General features: G+C 72.3%; 12 protein-coding genes. 4 read left to right on the top strand and 8 right to left on the bottom strand.

Translation table 11 applies throughout. The features are described from left to right. The first annotated feature begins 198 nt into the window (after nucleotides 1-198). On the top strand, nucleotides 199-717 hold the full coding sequence (locus OG736_RS23490; RefSeq protein WP_327184188.1) for a lamin tail domain-containing protein: 519 nt from the start codon (nucleotides 199-201) through the stop codon (nucleotides 715-717). 131 nt (nucleotides 718-848) lie between these two features. On the opposite strand, the gene OG736_RS23495 is transcribed toward OG736_RS23490, so the two are convergent. The 4 genes from OG736_RS23495 to OG736_RS23510 all read right to left on the bottom strand — a co-directional run bounded on the left by OG736_RS23495 (nucleotide 849) and on the right by OG736_RS23510 (nucleotide 5861). After that, on the bottom strand, nucleotides 849-2552 hold the full coding sequence (locus OG736_RS23495) for a CotH kinase family protein (protein WP_327184189.1): 1704 nt from the start codon (nucleotides 2550-2552) through the stop codon (nucleotides 849-851). After that, nucleotides 2552-3169 (bottom strand): DUF4956 domain-containing protein, encoded by a 618-nt coding sequence (locus OG736_RS23500; protein ID WP_372481728.1) that lies wholly within the window; start codon nucleotides 3167-3169, stop codon nucleotides 2552-2554. Before OG736_RS23500 ends, OG736_RS23495 begins: the two co-directional genes overlap by 1 nt. A 56-nt stretch (nucleotides 3170-3225) precedes the next feature. Then, the gene (locus OG736_RS23505) at nucleotides 3226-4068 is read right to left on the bottom strand and encodes a polyphosphate polymerase domain-containing protein (RefSeq protein ID WP_327187692.1); all 843 of its coding nucleotides are present in this window, start codon (nucleotides 4066-4068) and stop codon (nucleotides 3226-3228) included. Between the two features lie 260 nt (nucleotides 4069-4328). Further along, nucleotides 4329-5861 carry an FAD-dependent oxidoreductase gene (locus OG736_RS23510; protein WP_327184190.1) on the bottom strand — a complete coding sequence of 511 codons (1533 nt, stop codon included), beginning with the start codon at nucleotides 5859-5861 and terminating at the stop codon, nucleotides 4329-4331. Between the two features lie 142 nt (nucleotides 5862-6003). Between OG736_RS23510 and OG736_RS23515 the strand changes: the two genes are divergently transcribed. After that, nucleotides 6004-7158, top strand: a complete 1155-nt coding sequence (locus OG736_RS23515; RefSeq protein WP_327184191.1) for an aromatic acid exporter family protein — start codon at nucleotides 6004-6006, stop codon at nucleotides 7156-7158. A gap of 198 nt (nucleotides 7159-7356) precedes the next feature. On the opposite strand, the gene OG736_RS23520 is transcribed toward OG736_RS23515, so the two are convergent. Next, entirely contained in the window at nucleotides 7357-8346 is a 990-nt protein-coding gene (locus tag OG736_RS23520) for a helix-turn-helix domain-containing protein (RefSeq protein ID WP_327184192.1), read from the bottom strand. Between the two features lie 216 nt (nucleotides 8347-8562). Here OG736_RS23520 and OG736_RS23525 point away from each other — a divergent pair, with 216 nt between their 5' ends. Next, on the top strand, nucleotides 8563-9621 hold the full coding sequence (locus tag OG736_RS23525; RefSeq protein WP_327187693.1) for a saccharopine dehydrogenase family protein: 1059 nt from the start codon (nucleotides 8563-8565) through the stop codon (nucleotides 9619-9621). A gap of 98 nt (nucleotides 9622-9719) precedes the next feature. Here OG736_RS23525 and OG736_RS23530 read toward each other — a convergent pair whose 3' ends face one another. The 3 genes from OG736_RS23530 to OG736_RS23540 all read right to left on the bottom strand — a co-directional run bounded on the left by OG736_RS23530 (nucleotide 9720) and on the right by OG736_RS23540 (nucleotide 12537). Further along, nucleotides 9720-10781 carry a YihY/virulence factor BrkB family protein gene (locus tag OG736_RS23530; protein ID WP_327184193.1) on the bottom strand — a complete coding sequence of 354 codons (1062 nt, stop codon included), beginning with the start codon at nucleotides 10779-10781 and terminating at the stop codon, nucleotides 9720-9722. Nucleotides 10782-11032: 251 nt separating this feature from the next. Then, the gene (locus OG736_RS23535) at nucleotides 11033-11320 is read right to left on the bottom strand and encodes a DUF4190 domain-containing protein (RefSeq protein ID WP_327184194.1); all 288 of its coding nucleotides are present in this window, start codon (nucleotides 11318-11320) and stop codon (nucleotides 11033-11035) included. A 107-nt stretch (nucleotides 11321-11427) separates the two neighbouring features. Then, the gene (locus tag OG736_RS23540) at nucleotides 11428-12537 is read right to left on the bottom strand and encodes a CPBP family intramembrane glutamic endopeptidase (protein ID WP_327184195.1); all 1110 of its coding nucleotides are present in this window, start codon (nucleotides 12535-12537) and stop codon (nucleotides 11428-11430) included. Between the two features lie 137 nt (nucleotides 12538-12674). Here OG736_RS23540 and OG736_RS23545 point away from each other — a divergent pair, with 137 nt between their 5' ends. Next, a complete protein-coding gene (locus tag OG736_RS23545) occupies nucleotides 12675-15041 on the top strand; it encodes a histidine kinase (protein ID WP_327184196.1) in 2367 nt (788 codons plus the stop codon). The last annotated feature ends 23 nt before the right edge of the window (nucleotides 15042-15064 follow it).

Genomic DNA, 15064 nt, shown 5'->3' on the forward strand with positions numbered 1-15064 from the left:
CACCTAAATGGACGTTGCAGTCGAGAGTCACAGAGATATGGACAACAGGTAACACACGCCACGTTTCCTACCCATCTCCCGCACTCCGTGGACAGAGTGTGTCTGCGGCCAGCCGACCGCACCCGCACATCGCACCGACCCCCACGGCGTCCACGAAGGCCGCAGTGGGAGGGTGCCCGCACATCCCAGGGGAACTCTTTGTCCACTTCCGCTTCTGTCACCGCTCGTCGTCTGACCGCCGCCGCCCTCACGGCCGGCGCCGTGGTCGGCGCGATGGCGCTGCCGGCGTCCGCGTCCGACCACGCTCGTCCCCACCGCCCCGAGGTGCGGATCAGCGCCGTCCAGTACGACGCCCCGGGCCGTGACGACCGCTCCCGGAGCTCGCTGAACAGGGAGTGGGTGGAACTCACCAACACCACGCGTCACACGATCAACCTCGACGGCTGGACCCTCAAGAACGAGGACGGCCGCACCTACACGTTCCACCACTACCGCCTGGAGGGCCGCTCCACGGTCCGCGTCCACACCGGCGAGGGCCGCGACACCCGTCGGGACCTCTTCCAGGACCGTAACAGGGAGGTGTGGGACAACCGCTCCGACACCGCCACCCTGCGCAACGACCACGGCCGCTTCGTGGACGACGAGTCCTGGGGCCGCAACCGTCACCACGGCGGCGGGCACCACGGCGGCGGGCACCACGACGGCAACCGCCACTGACCGACCCACACCCCGGTGAGCCGATGACCACCTGACTCGGCACACCGGCGCGCAACAGACGGCGCGCCCCGGCCCTCCAGGGCCCGGGCGCGCCGCTCGCATGCGTGGCCGGCGGGGCCACGGGGCCGCCGTCAGCCGGTGATGACCTCGTTCTTCGCGAGGCTCTCGGTCCGTGAGGTGACCGTGCCGCCGAGGGACTTCGCGGTGGCGGAGACTCCGGAGGTGTCGGCGCCCGCCCGCTTCGCCTGGGCGGCGAGGGAGTCGAGGGCGTCGAGCGCGTACCCCGAGGCGTAGAACTCCTGGTACAGCTTCTTGTAGGCCGCGTGATACGCGTCGTCGAAGGCGTCCGCCGCCAGGAACCGCTCCTTGAGGAGGTTGCCGCCCATGCCGCCGCCTCCGCCGCCGCCCGGACCGCCGGCCTCCGCCGTGTCCGCGTCCTGCCGGCCGTCCTGCTGAGCGTCCTGCTGACCGTTCCCCGGAGCCTGCGGCATCCCGGACGGCAGTGCGGACGGCGTCCCGGACGGTGTGTCCGCCGCTCCGTCCTGTGCGGCGGCACCCGGCATCCCGCCGCCGCCGCCTCCGCCTCCGCCGCCCATGCTCGTACTGTCGTCGGGCCCGGTGGTGGCGGTGCCGCTGAAGGTCAGGTTGAAGTCCCAGCCGAGGACGGAGAACTTCTTGGTGCCGAGGTCGTACCAGAGCACGTAGTTCTTGCCCGGTCCGGCCATGTCGTCGAAGTTCAGGAGCAGGTTCTGCGTCGCCACGTACTCCGAGAAGGACTCCACGTCGACGTACCTGTCGAGGTTCGCGGCGAACTCCGCGTCCGACGCCTGGTTGACCCATTCGAGGAGCCTCATCACCGGCGAGAGGTCCTGGCTGCCCTTGAGATTGAGCTGCTTGAAGGACTCCTCGTAGTCGGTGGGGTCGTCTCCCACGTAGTCGAAGCTGCTGCCCGCCCGGGCCTTGTACGCCACGCCCGTGCTGCCGAGCTCCGCGTCGACGTAGTCCTTGCTCGGGTTCTCGACCATGAGCCGGGTCGCGACCGGACGGCTGTTGACCTTCACCGTGGTGAAGGCGAACTTCTCGGCCGTCTGGCCGGACTTCTTCATCAACGACAGCGACAGGGCCTCGTTCAGCGGGAGGGCCTCGTCGACGCCGGGGCGCAGCGAGAGCTCGCGGTGGCCCTCGTAGGCGCGGCCCTCGACGTACTCGTCGATGCTGATGAGCCAGGGCAGTTCCTCGGGTTTGGAGGCGGAGAGGCTGAACTGCGTCATCCCGCCACCGCCACCGCCCCCACCTGCGGCCATGCCGCCGCCCTGCGGAGCCTGCTGCTGACCGCCGTTCTGCGGCTGGTCACCGTTCTGCGCCCCGGTGTTCTGCCGCTGACCGCCGTTCTGCTCGCCGCCGTTCCGGCTCGCGGGGCCGCCCTGGCCGCCGCCTCCCATGCCGCCGCGCAGACTCTGGAGCGTGGAGTTGCCCTTGAGGCGGATACCGACGTCGTTCAGGTACACGCCGTCGACGGTGAGGTCGGCCTTGATGTACTCCTTCTCGCCCTCGTCCTGGTACTTCTCCATCATGTCCGTGAAGTCGGTCTCGCTGTACTCGAGTTGGATCGAGTGCGTCCGAGAGTCGTCGAACAGGTCGACCGCCCCCGTGACGTTGTCCGTTATCTCGTCCCCGTCCGCCGTGGAGGCGCTGGTGACGAAGGGGGTGACGCGGACGTCCCCGAAGAAGATCAGCAGAACCGAGAGCCCCACGGCGAGGGAACCGGCCGGCTTCCAGTGGTGGCGAAGCCGCACCGGGATGCGGTGCGCCAGCCGCTTGCGGGGGGCGGTCATCAGAGGTCCGTCTGGTCGTAACCGGTCAGCACGGTCACGCGCTGCCCCATGGCGCGCTCCTGGAGCGCCGCGACCAGCTCACCCGGCTCGTGGCCCTTCTTGATGCGGACCGTGTAGAACACCTCGGTCAGGGTGCCGCCGCGGATCGACTCCGTGCTCACCAGCTCGAACTCGTCGGTGTGGCGCAGCAGGACGTCCTGGATCGCGTGGGTGTGGTCCTCGCCAGCCGGGACCTGGACCTTGACGACCTGACGCTGGACGTTGAGGGCGAACCAGTCGAACTTGCTCATCGCCAGGATGATCAGGGCGATCACGGTGCCGCCGACCGCGGCCAGCGTGTAGAAGCGGGCACCGCACGCCATGCCGACGGCCATCGCCAGGAAGATGAAGCCGACGTCCCTGGTCTCCTTGACCGCGTTGCGGAAGCGGACCACCGACAGCGCTCCGACCAGGGAGAAGGCACGGGCCAGGTTGGAGCCGACGACCAGCATGATCAGCGCGACGATCATGCCGACGATGACCAGCGTCTGCACGTAGGACTGGCTGTAGGAGACGTTCTTGTGCGTGGCCCGGTAGACGTAGCCGATCATCGCGGAGAGCACGAAGGACAGGGTCATGGCGAGCACGATGTCGGTGACGCTGAACGTACCGCTCAGGTCCTGAACGTTGAGATTCACGAGTGGGATGCCTCCGTGGGGCGACGCGTCGTGGGGGACGCGGGCGTGGGAATGAAGGGGACGGCGGCGGGCGCCGGCGGGAGGTCTTCCTCCCGGACGTGGAAGACGGACCTGGGGGCCAGTCCGAACGCCTCGATGCTCTGGACGTACTTGGAGACCCGGACGAGGCTCAGATTGCGCCTGGCCGCCAGGTCGGTGATCCAGTACGGGGTGCGCTCGTTGACCTTGATCTCCATCACCGACAGGTGCGGCGGGACGGTGAACCGGTTCTGGGCGTTCGGTGTGCCGAAGTGGAAGTCCCGGTCGCGGCCGCGGATGCGGCGGTCGAAGGTGACGCGCAGCCCCGTGTCCTGGTCGCGGCCGACCAGCGCCTCACGCTGGTAGCCGGTGATGGCGGTGGGCTGGAGGTTGAGCCTGACCACCAGCTCGAGGACCTCGTCGACGAAGGCGTTCTCCTTCGCCGAGTGCTCGATCATCTCCCGCTCGTCGCACAGCTTCCGGGCGGTGGCGTAGGGCAGGGTGATGCGGCGCTTCTGGGTGACCCGGTTGACCCGCTGCTTGATCTCCACGCAGACCGGGGAGTCGTCGGTGACCCCGTCCAGGTCCCCGTAGTGGCGGATGCGCAGTTTGCGGCGGAACTTCAGGCCCTCGATCTTCTCCCAGTAGAAACGGAGTTGAGGTGTGTCGTAGTAGAGGCTCCACACGCCGTAGCCGCCGACGGGGCTGTGCAGGTCGCGGTCCATCCGCTCGCCCAGCTCGTCCCGGATCCGCGCCGCCTGCTCCACCGGTACCAGGTACTTCAGCTCGTACCGGTTGAAGGCGTGGAGTCTGCTGGCCACCCGCAGCGCCTCGTCGTCCGCGAACTGCGGCGGCGATCCCCCGGCCCGCACGTGGGCCTCGTCGCCGCCCGGCCCGCCGTCGCCGGAGCGACGGCGCTTCAACCAGCCAGTCATGACGTCCCTTCAGATGGTCGGCCATCAGTCACATCCCTGTAAGAAACAGGTAAGAGATGAAAGGCCGATGAGGGGCGTCTCTGAACAGTGTTAGTACCGGGGGTGAACGTGAAGTGAACGCGGGGGCCGTGTCCGCACGGGCGTCCCTACTCCGGGAGGTCGCGCTTCTCCAGCGGGCGTACCGCCGGGCCTTGCAGGATCCGTCCGTCCGGGGCGAAGCGGGAGCCGTGGCAGGGGCACTCCCAGGCCTGCTCGCCGTGGTTGAAGGACACGATGCAGCCCAGGTGGGTGCAGCGTGCCGAGACCGCCTGGAGTGAGCCGTTCTCGTCCCGGTGGACGGCGTACTGCCGGCCGCCCAGGCGCAGCACGGCGCCGTGGCCCCGGGGGATGTCGTCCGGCGCGGGGGCCGTCACGGCCGGCAGCCGGTCGCCGATGAAGTGCCGGGCCACCTGGGCCTGGTGTTTCAGGAACGTGGTCCCCTCGCGGACCACGGACGCCAGGCGGCGCGGGTCGTAGAGGCCGCTCCAGGCGGACTCGCGGCCGGTGATCAGGTCGCCGAGCAGACGGCCCGCCATGATGCCGCCACTCATGCCCCAGCCGCCGAAGCCGGTGGCCACGTAGGTGTGCCGGCTGCCGGGATGGAGCGGTCCGACCAGGGGCACGGAGTCGGTGGAGTCGTTGTCCTGGGTGGCCCAGCGGTGGGTGAAGGTGAGACCGGCGAAGCGGTCGTCGGCCCAGGCGGACAGCCGGGCGAACCTCTCCTCGGCGTCGGCGGTGCCGGGGGTGAAGTGTTCCCCGGTGACGATCAGCAGGCGCTTGCCGTCGCGGTACGGGGCGGTGCGCACGGAGCGGGTGGACCGTTCCGGCGTGATGTACATGTCGCGCGGGGCGCGGTCCTCGTCGATGGTCGCGGCGACGACGAGTTCACGACGTGGGCTGAGCCGGGTGAACAGCAGGGCCCGGTCGAAGACGGGGTGGTGCGTGGCGACCACGACCTCCCGGGCGCGGATCGACACCCCGGCGTCGGTGCGCAGGACGCAGGGTTCGCCCTCGGTGAGGCCGACGACCCGTGTTCCCTCGTACACCGTGCCGCCCCGCCGGAGCAGGTCGTCGGTGAGCGCCAGCAGGTACTTACGCGGATGGAACTGGGCCTGTCCGCTCACCCGGACCGCGCCGGCGACCGGGAAGGGCAGTTCGGTCTCGGTCACGAACTCGGCCGGCAGCCCCGCCTCACGTGCGGCTTCGGCCTCCGCCCGCAACTCCGCGACGTGCCGGGGATCCTCGGCGTAGGTGAAGGCAGCCGCCTCCTCCCACGCGCAGTCGACGCCGAGTTCCGCGACGATCCCGGCGGCATGCCCGATCGCCTCGGTCTGCGAGCGCGCGTACAGGGCGGCGCCCTCGGGGCCGCGGGTACGCCGCAGACGGTCGTAGATCAGGGTGTGCTGGGCGGTCAGCTTGGCCGTCGTGTGGCCGGTGACCCCGGCGGCGATCCGATCGGCCTCCAGCACCGCCACCTCGCGCCCCTGCCGGACCAGCTCCCAGGCCGTGCTGAGGCCGGCGATGCCGGCGCCGATCACGGCGACGTCGACGGTGAGGTCACCGGACGGCGGGGGAGCCGGGGCGCCGGGCGGCGCGGTCTCCAGCCAGTAGGAGCCCTGGGTGCCTGTCTCGGGGTTCATGGCGGCCGAGTGCCCGCAGGGCGGAGTGATACGCAGCGATACGCCCTCATATGTTGGTCTTCATCGCCGTGCGCCCGAGTACCGGTGAGTGAAGTCGAGGTCGGCGGGTGCGTCTCGTCCCTGGCGTGGCACTCGCTGTGCCATGGAGTGGACACGTAGGGCGAGATGGGTTGTCCGGCGCTGGGCCGGGTCCGTCGTGGCCGCGGTGCGGCGGGCGGGGGAGGGGCCGGGCCGGGAGCGGGACCTGGTGGTGCAGGCGGGCAAGGCGGCGCTGGCCGCCTGGCTGGCGTGGGCGGTCGTGGGCTGGTGGCTCGAGGCGCCGATGGCGTTCGTGGCGCCGTGGGTCGCGGTCGTGCTGGTGGAGGCGACCGTGTACCGGTCCGTCGCGCACGGGCTCCAGCAGCTCGCGGCGATCGCGGTGGGCACGGCGGTGGCGACAGCCGGGGCGCTGCTGCTGGGCAGCACGATGGCCGCCATGGCCCTGGTCCTTCCGGCGGTGCTGCTGCTGGGGCAGTGGCAGCGGCTGGGAAGCCAGGGCGTCTACGCCGCCACCGGCGCGCTCTTCGTGCTGACCGGTGGCCAGGTGAGCGTCGTCTCGTCGGCCGCCCGCATCGCGGAGGCGGTCTTCGGCGCGGTGGTCGGGGTGGCGGTCAACGTGCTGATCCGGCCGCCGGTCTACTTGCGCGACGCCCGCTCCGCGCTGGAGGACGCGGCCCGCGAGGCGCAGGAGATCCTGGACGCGGTGGCCGACGCTCTGGCCGACGGCGAGTGGGACGGGCAGGCGGCCGGGAGTCGGCACGAGCGGGCGCTGCGGCTGGGCCGGCTCGTCGACCAGGCACGGTCGGCGATCGGCTGGAGCCGGGAGAGCATGCGCGGCAATCCGCGGGGGCGCCGCACGCGCCTCCTCTCCTCGCGCGGCAAGGCGTACGACGACGCGCTGGTCGTGCTCGACCACGTCGCCGTCCACACGGTGGGAGTGACCCGGACCGTGTGGGAGATCGCGGAGCGCGGGGAAGGGGCCAGGCCGCCCGCCGGCATCATCCAGGCCTACGCGGACTTCCTGCGCCCCACGGCACGCGCGGTCCGGCTGTACGGTCGGACCCGGTTCGCCCCGGGCGGCTCCGACGACCGCGCGGCGGAGCGACTGCGCGAGGCGGTCGAGGAGCTCCACCGCACGCTCGACGAGTTCCGCCGGCAGCTGCCGGGAGCCGTGCCCGACGACCCCGACGCGCTGGTGACGTACGGAACGCTGCTGGCCCAGGCACACCGCCTGGCCGACCAGCTCGTCCGGGACTGACACCCCCGCCCAGCCGTCCCCGAAGAGCGTTCTCCACCGTGTGGTGCCCGCCGTGGTGGCGCGTCTGCTCGCCGGTGAACAGCTGCCGGATGATCTGGAGCGCCTCCTCCAGCGTCTCCGGACCGGCGGCCGTGTGGGCGGTCACGGCGGGATGCGTCGTGCGGACGAGGGTGTGCCCTGCGCCTGTGTGGCCTGCACCTATGTGTCCTGCGCTGCTGTGGCCCGCGCCGGGTCGGCGCCGGGCCGTGTGCGGAAGGTTCGGCGGTAGGTGTCCGGAGGGACGCCGACCGTGCGGTTGAAGTGCCGGCGCAGTGTCGTGGCGGTGCCCATGCCGGTGGCCGTCGCGATGACGTCGACGACGTCGTCGGTGGTCTCCAGCAGCTCCTGCGCTCGGCGGATCCGTTGGGTCAGCAGCCATTGCAGCGGGGTGGTGCCGGTCACCGTCCTGAAGTGGCGACCCAGGGTGCGCGAGCTCATCCCCGCCCGGCGGGCCAGGTCCTCCACGGTGAGGGGCCGGTCGAGGCGTTCGATCGCCCAGGGGAACAGCGAGGCGAGCGGGTGGTCGTCCCGGGCGGGCACCGGGGCGGCGACGAACTGGGCCTGGCCGCCGGCCCGGTGCGGCGGCACGACCAGGCGGCGGGCGACCGCGTTGGCGACGGACGAGCCGTGGTCGAGGCGGACGAGATGCAGGCACAGATCCATCGCGGCGGCCTTGCCCGCGGAGGTGAGCACGCTGCCGTTGTCCACGTAGAGCACGTCCGGGTCGACCTCCAGCCGCGGGTAGCGGGCGGCCAGGACCTCGGTGTGCGCCCAGTGCGTGGTCGCGCGCCTGCCGTCCAGCAGCCCGGCGGCGGCCAGCACGAACGCGCCCGTGCACAGGGAGGCCACGCGCGCACCCGCCTCGTGGGCCGCGCGCACCGCGCCGACGAGTTCGGCGGGCGGCTCCTCGTCGACGTCCGCCCAGCCCGGGACGATCACCGTGTCGGCGCCCCTGAGGCGGCGGAGGCGGTCGAGCCCCTGGTCGGGCTCCAGCCGGAACCGGCCGACCCGCACGGCGTCCGACCCGCAGACCTCGACCTCGTACCAGGGGACGGTCACGCCGACCGGAGCGGCGCCGAACACCTCGTACGCCATGGACAGTTCGAAGTGCAGCATCCCCTCGGTGACGGCCAGCGCGACGGTGCCCATGTCCGAAAGTGTACGGGGCATGTCGTTCCGGACACTCACACGGAGACGCCCGCCCTCGCCAGGATGTTCTCAACGGATCACGCGGATCACACGGATCACGGATCCTTCAAAGGCGGGGGAGAAACCATGGCATCGGGATCGGGATCGGGATCGGGATCGGGATCGGGAACGGGCTCGGGCTCGGGAACGGCGTCGGGGTCTGGGCGGACGGTGACGGTGTACGGCGCGTACGGCCACACCGGACGCTTCGTGGTGGCACAGCTGCGGGACCGCGGATTCGTCCCGGTCCTCTCCGGCCGCGACGCCGAGAAGCTGCGAGCGGCGGCGGCATCCGCGCCCGTATCGGCATCCGTATCGGCGTCCGCCTCCGCACCCCGACTCGAGGTCCGGCCGGCGTCGGTCGACGATCCGGCCTCGCTCGACCGTGCCCTGGCCGGCGCGGACGCCGTGATCAACTGCGCGGGGCCCTTCGCCACGACCGCCGCTCCGCTGATCGAGGCGGCACTGCGAGCCGGGATCCCGTACGTCGATGTGGCGGCCGAGATCGAGGCCAACCTCGACACGTTCGCGCACTTCGCGGACCGTGCCCGCGCGGCGGGAGCCGTGATCGTCCCCGCGATGGCCTTCTACGGCGGTCTCGGCGATCTGCTGGCCACCGCCGCGATGGGCGACTGGACGGCGGCCGACGAGGCGACCGTCGCGTACGGACTGAGTGGTTGGCACCCGACCCCCGGGACGCGCACCGCCGGTACGGTCTCCCGGGAGCGGCGCGGCGGCCGGCGCGTCCGTCACACCGGCGGGCGGCTGGAGTACCACGACGACCGTCCGACGCTCCTGAAGTGGGCCTTCCCCGAGCCGATGGGCACCAGGGAGGTCGTCGGGGAGTTCACGATGGCCGACGTGGTCACCCTCCCCAGCCACCTCGCCGTCCCCGTCGTACGCACCCACATGACGACCGAGGCGGCCACGGACCTCGCGGCCCCGGACACACCGGCGCCGACGGCGGCCGACGGGGCCGGTCGGTCCGACCAGACCTTCGTCGTCGACGTCGTCGTACGCTCCGGCGACACGGAACGGCGCGCCGTGGCGAGCGGCCGGGACATCTACGCCGTCAGCGCGCCGCTCGCGGTGGAGGCGGTCCACCGCATCCTCACCGGCCGGACCCGCACGGTGGGTGTCGCCTCGGCAGGCGAGATCTTCGACGCGCCGGACTTCCTCCGCGCCCTGTCCCCGCACATCTCCCTCGAACCGCTCCAGGAGCGGACGGTGTCCTGACGGACGGCGTCCTGCCCGAGGGTGTCCTGACCGCGGGGTGCATGCCGTGGGTGCAGGCTACGGGTGCCGACCGTGGGCCCCGGCCGCCTCCGCCGGGGTCAGGACCCGAGGCGGCGGCGGTCCTCCTCGTCCCACTTCTGGGTGTCGCGCGGCTGGACGTACGGCTCGTCGTCGGCCGGGTGGCCACCGGCGACGGCTCGCTGGCGGACCATTTCCGCGTCGAACTCCAGGCCGAGCAGGATGGCCAGGTTGGTGATCCACAACCACACCAGGAAGATGATCACGCCGGCTAGCGTGCCGTAGGTCTTGTTGTACGAGCCGAAGTTGGCCACGTACAGCGCGAACCCGGCGGACGCGACCATCCAGATCAGCAGGGCCAGGAAGCTGCCCGGCGTGACCCAGCGGAAGCCGCGCACGCGTGCGTTCGGAGTGGCCCAGTACAGGACCGCGATCATCACCGTGACCAGGACCATCAGCACCGGCCACTTGGCGATCGACCACACGGTGAGCGCCGTGTCGCCGACCCCGAGGGTGGTGCCGACCTGTCGGGCCAGGCTGCCGGTGAACACCACGATCAGCGCGCTGATCACCGCCATGACCATCAGTACGACGGTCACGCCGACCCGCACCGGCAGCACCTTCCACACCGGACGGCCCTCGGGGATGTCGTAGACCGCGTTGGCGCTGCGGATGAACGCGGCGACGTAGCCGGACGCCGACCACACCGCCAGCACCAGACCGACGATCGCCATGACCGAGCCGACCCCGCCCTTGCCCTGCATCTGCTGCACCGCGCTGCGCAGGACGTCCTGAGCCGCGCCCGGCGCGAGTTTCTGGATGTTGTCCAGGACCGCCTGCGTGGCCGACTGCCCGACGATCCCCAGCAGCGACACCAGCGCCAGCAGCGCGGGGAACAGCGCCAGGATCGAGTAGTAGGTCAGGGCCGCCGCACGGTCGGCCAGCTCGTCCTTCTTGAACTCCTTCAGGGTGCCTTTCAGGACCGCTCCCCAGGAGCGTTTGGGCAGGTCCGTGGGCTTGTCAGGGGCCTGCCGCTCCACCTGCTCGTCCGGACCGGCGGCGACCGGATCCTGCCCGGTCCCGCCCTCACGGTCCGCCGTCTGCTCGCCGTGCCGCTTGTGCGGCTTCAGTGTCCGTGCCATGCCGTACGGGTATCCGGCTTGACACCACCCATGCGCACATATGGAACATATCGGACTTTGTGACGGCGGCGGTCGCGGCGGTCACGGAACAGGGCGATGGCCGGACGGCGACGACCGAGGCGGAGGCGGGACCAACAGGCATATCCTCCGGACCCCGGACCCTACGCCTGACCCCGAACTTCCTGCGCCAACACGGAGGCGCCGGGACGAGGTTGTCTCCTCGGCCCGGCGCCGCCGTGTGTCCGCGTCGGTCAGCCGCCCACGTACCAGCTGAATCCGCCGTTGTTGGCGGCGACGGCCAGCAGCACGATCCACAGCACCACGTCGACGATGCCGAGGATGATGCCGGCCTTCGCCATTCCGATGCCGTTCCTGACCGCCGCCTGGCGGCGGGCGACGGCACCGAAGACGATGGCCAGCGGCCCCAGGACGATGTTCAGGATGAACAGTCCGACGATGCCGCAGCAGAGGCTCGCGATCGCCAGGCCGTTGGTGCGTGATCCCGAGGATGCGGTGGAAGAGCTGCCGTAACTCGTCATCGAATACTCCCGGTTGTCGGTTGCACGGACCGAACGGGCCTCGCGCTCCTCACTTTCGACTTGCTCCTCCGGGTGCCCTTCCGCCGCGTTCCCATGCCGACGGACCGTCAGTCGCGTTGCGGATCATGCAACTTCGGGGGCAGGTCCGACACGTTCGTGCGGTCGGCGTACGGGACCGGGACGGGTACAGGCACAGGGGCCGGGGCACCGTCCCGGGAGACAGGGACGTGAGCGGCGAGGGCCTGGGGGTGCGGGCCGGGGAAGGGCCACGGCGGCGGGACCGGGGCCGGTGCCGGCGTGGGGACGGTGCGGGTCGGCGTGTGCCGACGCGCCAGCCAGAGGACGGCCGCCGTGTACAGGGCGATGCCGACCAGGTCGAGGGCCACGAGCTGCCAGGGAGCGTCCGCGGCGGTGTCGTCGCTCTTGAGGCCGTCGACGACGGCGGCCGAGACGCCGAAGGCCAGCAGGTTGTTCACGGCGTGCAGGCCGATGGCCGCCTCCAGCCCGCCGGTGCGTACGGTGAGCCAGCCCGCCACCACTCCGTACAGAGCCAGGTCGGCGAAGCCCCACGGGGTGCCCCAGCCGTGGGCGGCGGCGAACAGGACGGCCTGGGGCACGAGCGCCCACCAGGGAGAGCGCAGGAAGGCGCCGACCGCCTGCGTGAGCCAGCCGCGGAAGACGTACTCCTCGGCGGCCGCCTGCAGCGGTACCAGGACCACCAGCATGGCGAGGGCCGGGCCGAAGACCTCCCAGCCCGCCCACCGCGACGGCTGGGCATCGTCCGCGGGCAGCAGGAGCATGGCGCCGGTGGTCACGGCGAGGGCCGGGAGGGCCGCCAGCACGCACCGCCCCAGCCAGCGCCACCGCAGTCCGCCCGTCACGGCCGAGACCGTGCCCGCCGGGCGACGGCCGATCCAGCGCACCGCGAGCAGGACGACAGGTATGGCGGAGGCGATCGCCAGCAGGTCGAGGGCGGTGCCGGAGACGGGGCCGAACTCGACGGTCCCGTCGGCGGCTTCGGGGTAACCCTCGGCCGCGCCCAGGACGGAACCGAGGGCGTAGATCAGCCCGGCCACCAGCACGCACGCCACGGCCGTGAACCCGGTGCCGAGCACGGGCCGCCACCATCGGTGACGTGCCGAGACGCGGGCCATGCGGTGATAGGGGAGCGGTTCGGGGAGGGGCGCGGGCACCGGGGCGGCGAGCGGATGCGTCATGGCGACAAGCCTCCCCGCGGGCCCGATTCCCCACATCGGCCGCGGGCACGAACGACGCCTCTGTCGGAGGATGGAGAGCGACCTCCTCCCCGGGGCCGGTACCGCGCCGCCGCACCCCGCCCTACGCTCGTGCCGAGATGGAGACGATACGCAACTGCCTGCTCCCCGCACTGCTGGCGACCGGACAGATCGCCTGGCTGTGGCCCGGAGCCGGTCTGGCCGGCGAGGAGGTGCCCGGGGCGGCGGCACTCGTCGCCGTGCTCGGCGCGCTGGTCGTGGAGACGGCCGCGCTGGGCCGTCGACGACAGGCCCCGGTCCGGGCCCTGGCCTGGTCCCTCGGCGCTCTCCTGGTGGGCCAAATGGCCTGGCAGGACGGCTACTTCGGGGCGGGCGCGCCGGTCGCGCTGTATTCGGTCGCGGTCCGGTGCCCCGTGCCCGTGACCGTACGCGCGGTCGCCGCGGCCGTGGGCGTCGAGTGGCTCCTGTCCCTCGTCCATGTCGGGCTCCGGCCCGCGCTCGCCTCCGAGTGGGTGCTCGGCGCGCTCCTGTACGTCGTCTGCGCGGGGCTCGGTGAGGCCCGCCGGCAGTGGCTCAAGGGACGGTCGCTCGCGACCCGCCTGCTGGCGGGCGCGGAGGAGACCCGGCGGCGGGCGGGCGACACCGAACGGCGGCGTCTGGCCCGTGAACTGCACGACGTGAGTGCCCATCACCTGACCTCGGTCGTCATCACGGCCGACGCCGCGCGAAGACTCGGCGACAGCAGGCCCGAGTTGACGGCCGAGGCGTTGTCGTTCGCCGAGCGCACCGGCACCGAGACCCTGACGGCGCTGCAACGGCTCGTCGGTCTGCTCCGCGAAGCCGACCGTCCGGCTCCCCCTCCGATGACCGCGCGCATCGAGGAACTCATCGCCGGATTCGGCCGGTTGGGGCGACCGATCGACGCCGTGCTCCCCGACGACCTGGCCGGACCGGCGGCCGAGGCGGTGCACGGGATCGTCCGCGAGGCACTGACGAACGCCCTGCGGCACGCACCGGGCTCCGCCGCGCACGTCAGCGTCCTGCGCGGGGAGGGCGTCCTGGAGCTGAGCGTCGACAATGCTCCCCCGCGCGGTTCGGCACCGGACGGCGTCGACGCCGTCGACGGTCTGGGGTCGGGACGCGGTGTCACGGGGATGAAGGAGCGGGCCGCGGCCGTCGGCGGGGAACTGACGGCCGGCCCCGCACCCGGCGGTGGCTGGCGGGTCCGGGCCACCCTGCCCGACGTCACGGGGCCGTGGGGTCCGCCCGAGGGCGCGGGCCGGCGCGACGTGCTGCGGGAACAGCGCCTGGCCGATCCCGCGCTGGTGTGCACGGCGACGCTCCTTCCCCTGGTGTTCGCCCTGGTCACGGCGGAGGAGTGGACAGGCGCGAGCCTGCGCGCCGCGGTGCCCGGCCTGCTCGTCGTGGCCGTGCTGCTGACCGTTCACGCGGTGCCGCTGCTGTGGCGGCGGCGTGCCCCGTGGCGGGCGCTCCTCGGCGTGCTGGCCACGTCGTGGCTGTGGCCGGCGGCGGTCGCCGGGGCCGGGCTGCCGTCGCGGGTGTTCGTGTTCTTCGCCGGCGGAGCGCTCGCGGAGCTGCTGGCGGTGTACGCGGTGGCGGTGTACGGCCGGGGAGCCGTTCCTGCCTGGCCCGCGTGGGGCGCGGCGGCGATCTCGCTCTCCGGGGCCCTTGTCGCGACGGCGGGCGCGGACGGCGCGTTGTCGGGCGAGGAGTCGATGTGGCCCACCGCCGTGGTGATGTTCGTGCCGTTGGCCATGGTGCTGGGCGCGGTGTTCGCCGGCCTGTGGGGTGCCGGGATCGCCGTGCGGCGCCGACGGCTGCGGATCCTGGCCCTGGACGACTTCGCGCTGGCCGGCGCGCTGTGGCACGCGGAACGGGCCGCGGACGCCGAACGGCACCGGCTGGCGGCGAAGTTGCGCGACGCCGTCCTGCACCTCACGGCGGCACTGGTCGAACAGGCCCGGCAGGGGCGGCTGGAGGCGGTGGCCGCCGAGGCCCGGTCGGCACTCGCCGCCATGCGCGAACTCCTGCACAGCCTGGGCGAGTCGGAGGATCCAGGGCAGGAGCTGGCCCCGGCGCCCACCGCCGCGGACCTGGACACGCTCTGCCGGACCGTGCGCGCGACCGGACGGGACGTGACCCTGCGGGGCCTGCCGGAGGCCGCCCGGGACCTGCCCCCCGCCGTGGCCCTGTCGGCGTACCGGATCGTCGAGGCGGCGCTCGGCGCGGGCGATCGAGGACCGGCCCGGGTCACGCTGAGGCGACGGCGGGACACCCTGCGCGTGACGGTGTCGGGCGTGCCGCTGGCCGTCACCGGCCCCGTGGCCGAACGCCTGAAGGTGCGGGCGGGAACGGGCGCCGGACGCATCACTCTCGAACAGGCCGGTGTCGTCAGGGTGTTGCTATCCACCCGACCCGGCCCGGTGCCCGTGCAGGAGGTGTCCCCGTCGTCGTCGCCCGCGTGACGGTCGTCGACGACGGGCGGTGA

Source organism: Streptomyces sp. NBC_01334, assembly GCF_035983595.1.
In the GTDB taxonomy this organism is placed as follows: domain Bacteria; phylum Actinomycetota; class Actinomycetes; order Streptomycetales; family Streptomycetaceae; genus Streptomyces; species Streptomyces coriariae.

What these genes read in the sequence shown, in the direction of transcription:
- OG736_RS23495 (WP_327184189.1), bottom strand. Translation starts at nt 2,552, where the DNA reads ATGACCGCCCCCCGCAAGCGGCTGGCGCACCGCATCCCGGTGCGGCTT.
- OG736_RS23500 (WP_372481728.1), bottom strand. Translation starts at nt 3,169, where the DNA reads ATGACCCTGTCCTTCGTGCTCTCCGCGATGATCGGCTACGTCTACCGG.
- OG736_RS23510 (WP_327184190.1), bottom strand. Translation starts at nt 5,861, where the DNA reads ATGAACCCCGAGACAGGCACCCAGGGCTCCTACTGGCTGGAGACCGCG.
- OG736_RS23515 (WP_327184191.1), top strand. Translation starts at nt 6,004, where the DNA reads ATGGAGTGGACACGTAGGGCGAGATGGGTTGTCCGGCGCTGGGCCGGG.
- OG736_RS23520 (WP_327184192.1), bottom strand. Translation starts at nt 8,346, where the DNA reads ATGGGCACCGTCGCGCTGGCCGTCACCGAGGGGATGCTGCACTTCGAA.
- OG736_RS23530 (WP_327184193.1), bottom strand. Translation starts at nt 10,781, where the DNA reads ATGGCACGGACACTGAAGCCGCACAAGCGGCACGGCGAGCAGACGGCG.
- OG736_RS23535 (WP_327184194.1), bottom strand. Translation starts at nt 11,320, where the DNA reads ATGACGAGTTACGGCAGCTCTTCCACCGCATCCTCGGGATCACGCACC.
- OG736_RS23540 (WP_327184195.1), bottom strand. Translation starts at nt 12,537, where the DNA reads ATGACGCATCCGCTCGCCGCCCCGGTGCCCGCGCCCCTCCCCGAACCG.
- OG736_RS23545 (WP_327184196.1), top strand. Translation starts at nt 12,675, where the DNA reads ATGGAGACGATACGCAACTGCCTGCTCCCCGCACTGCTGGCGACCGGA.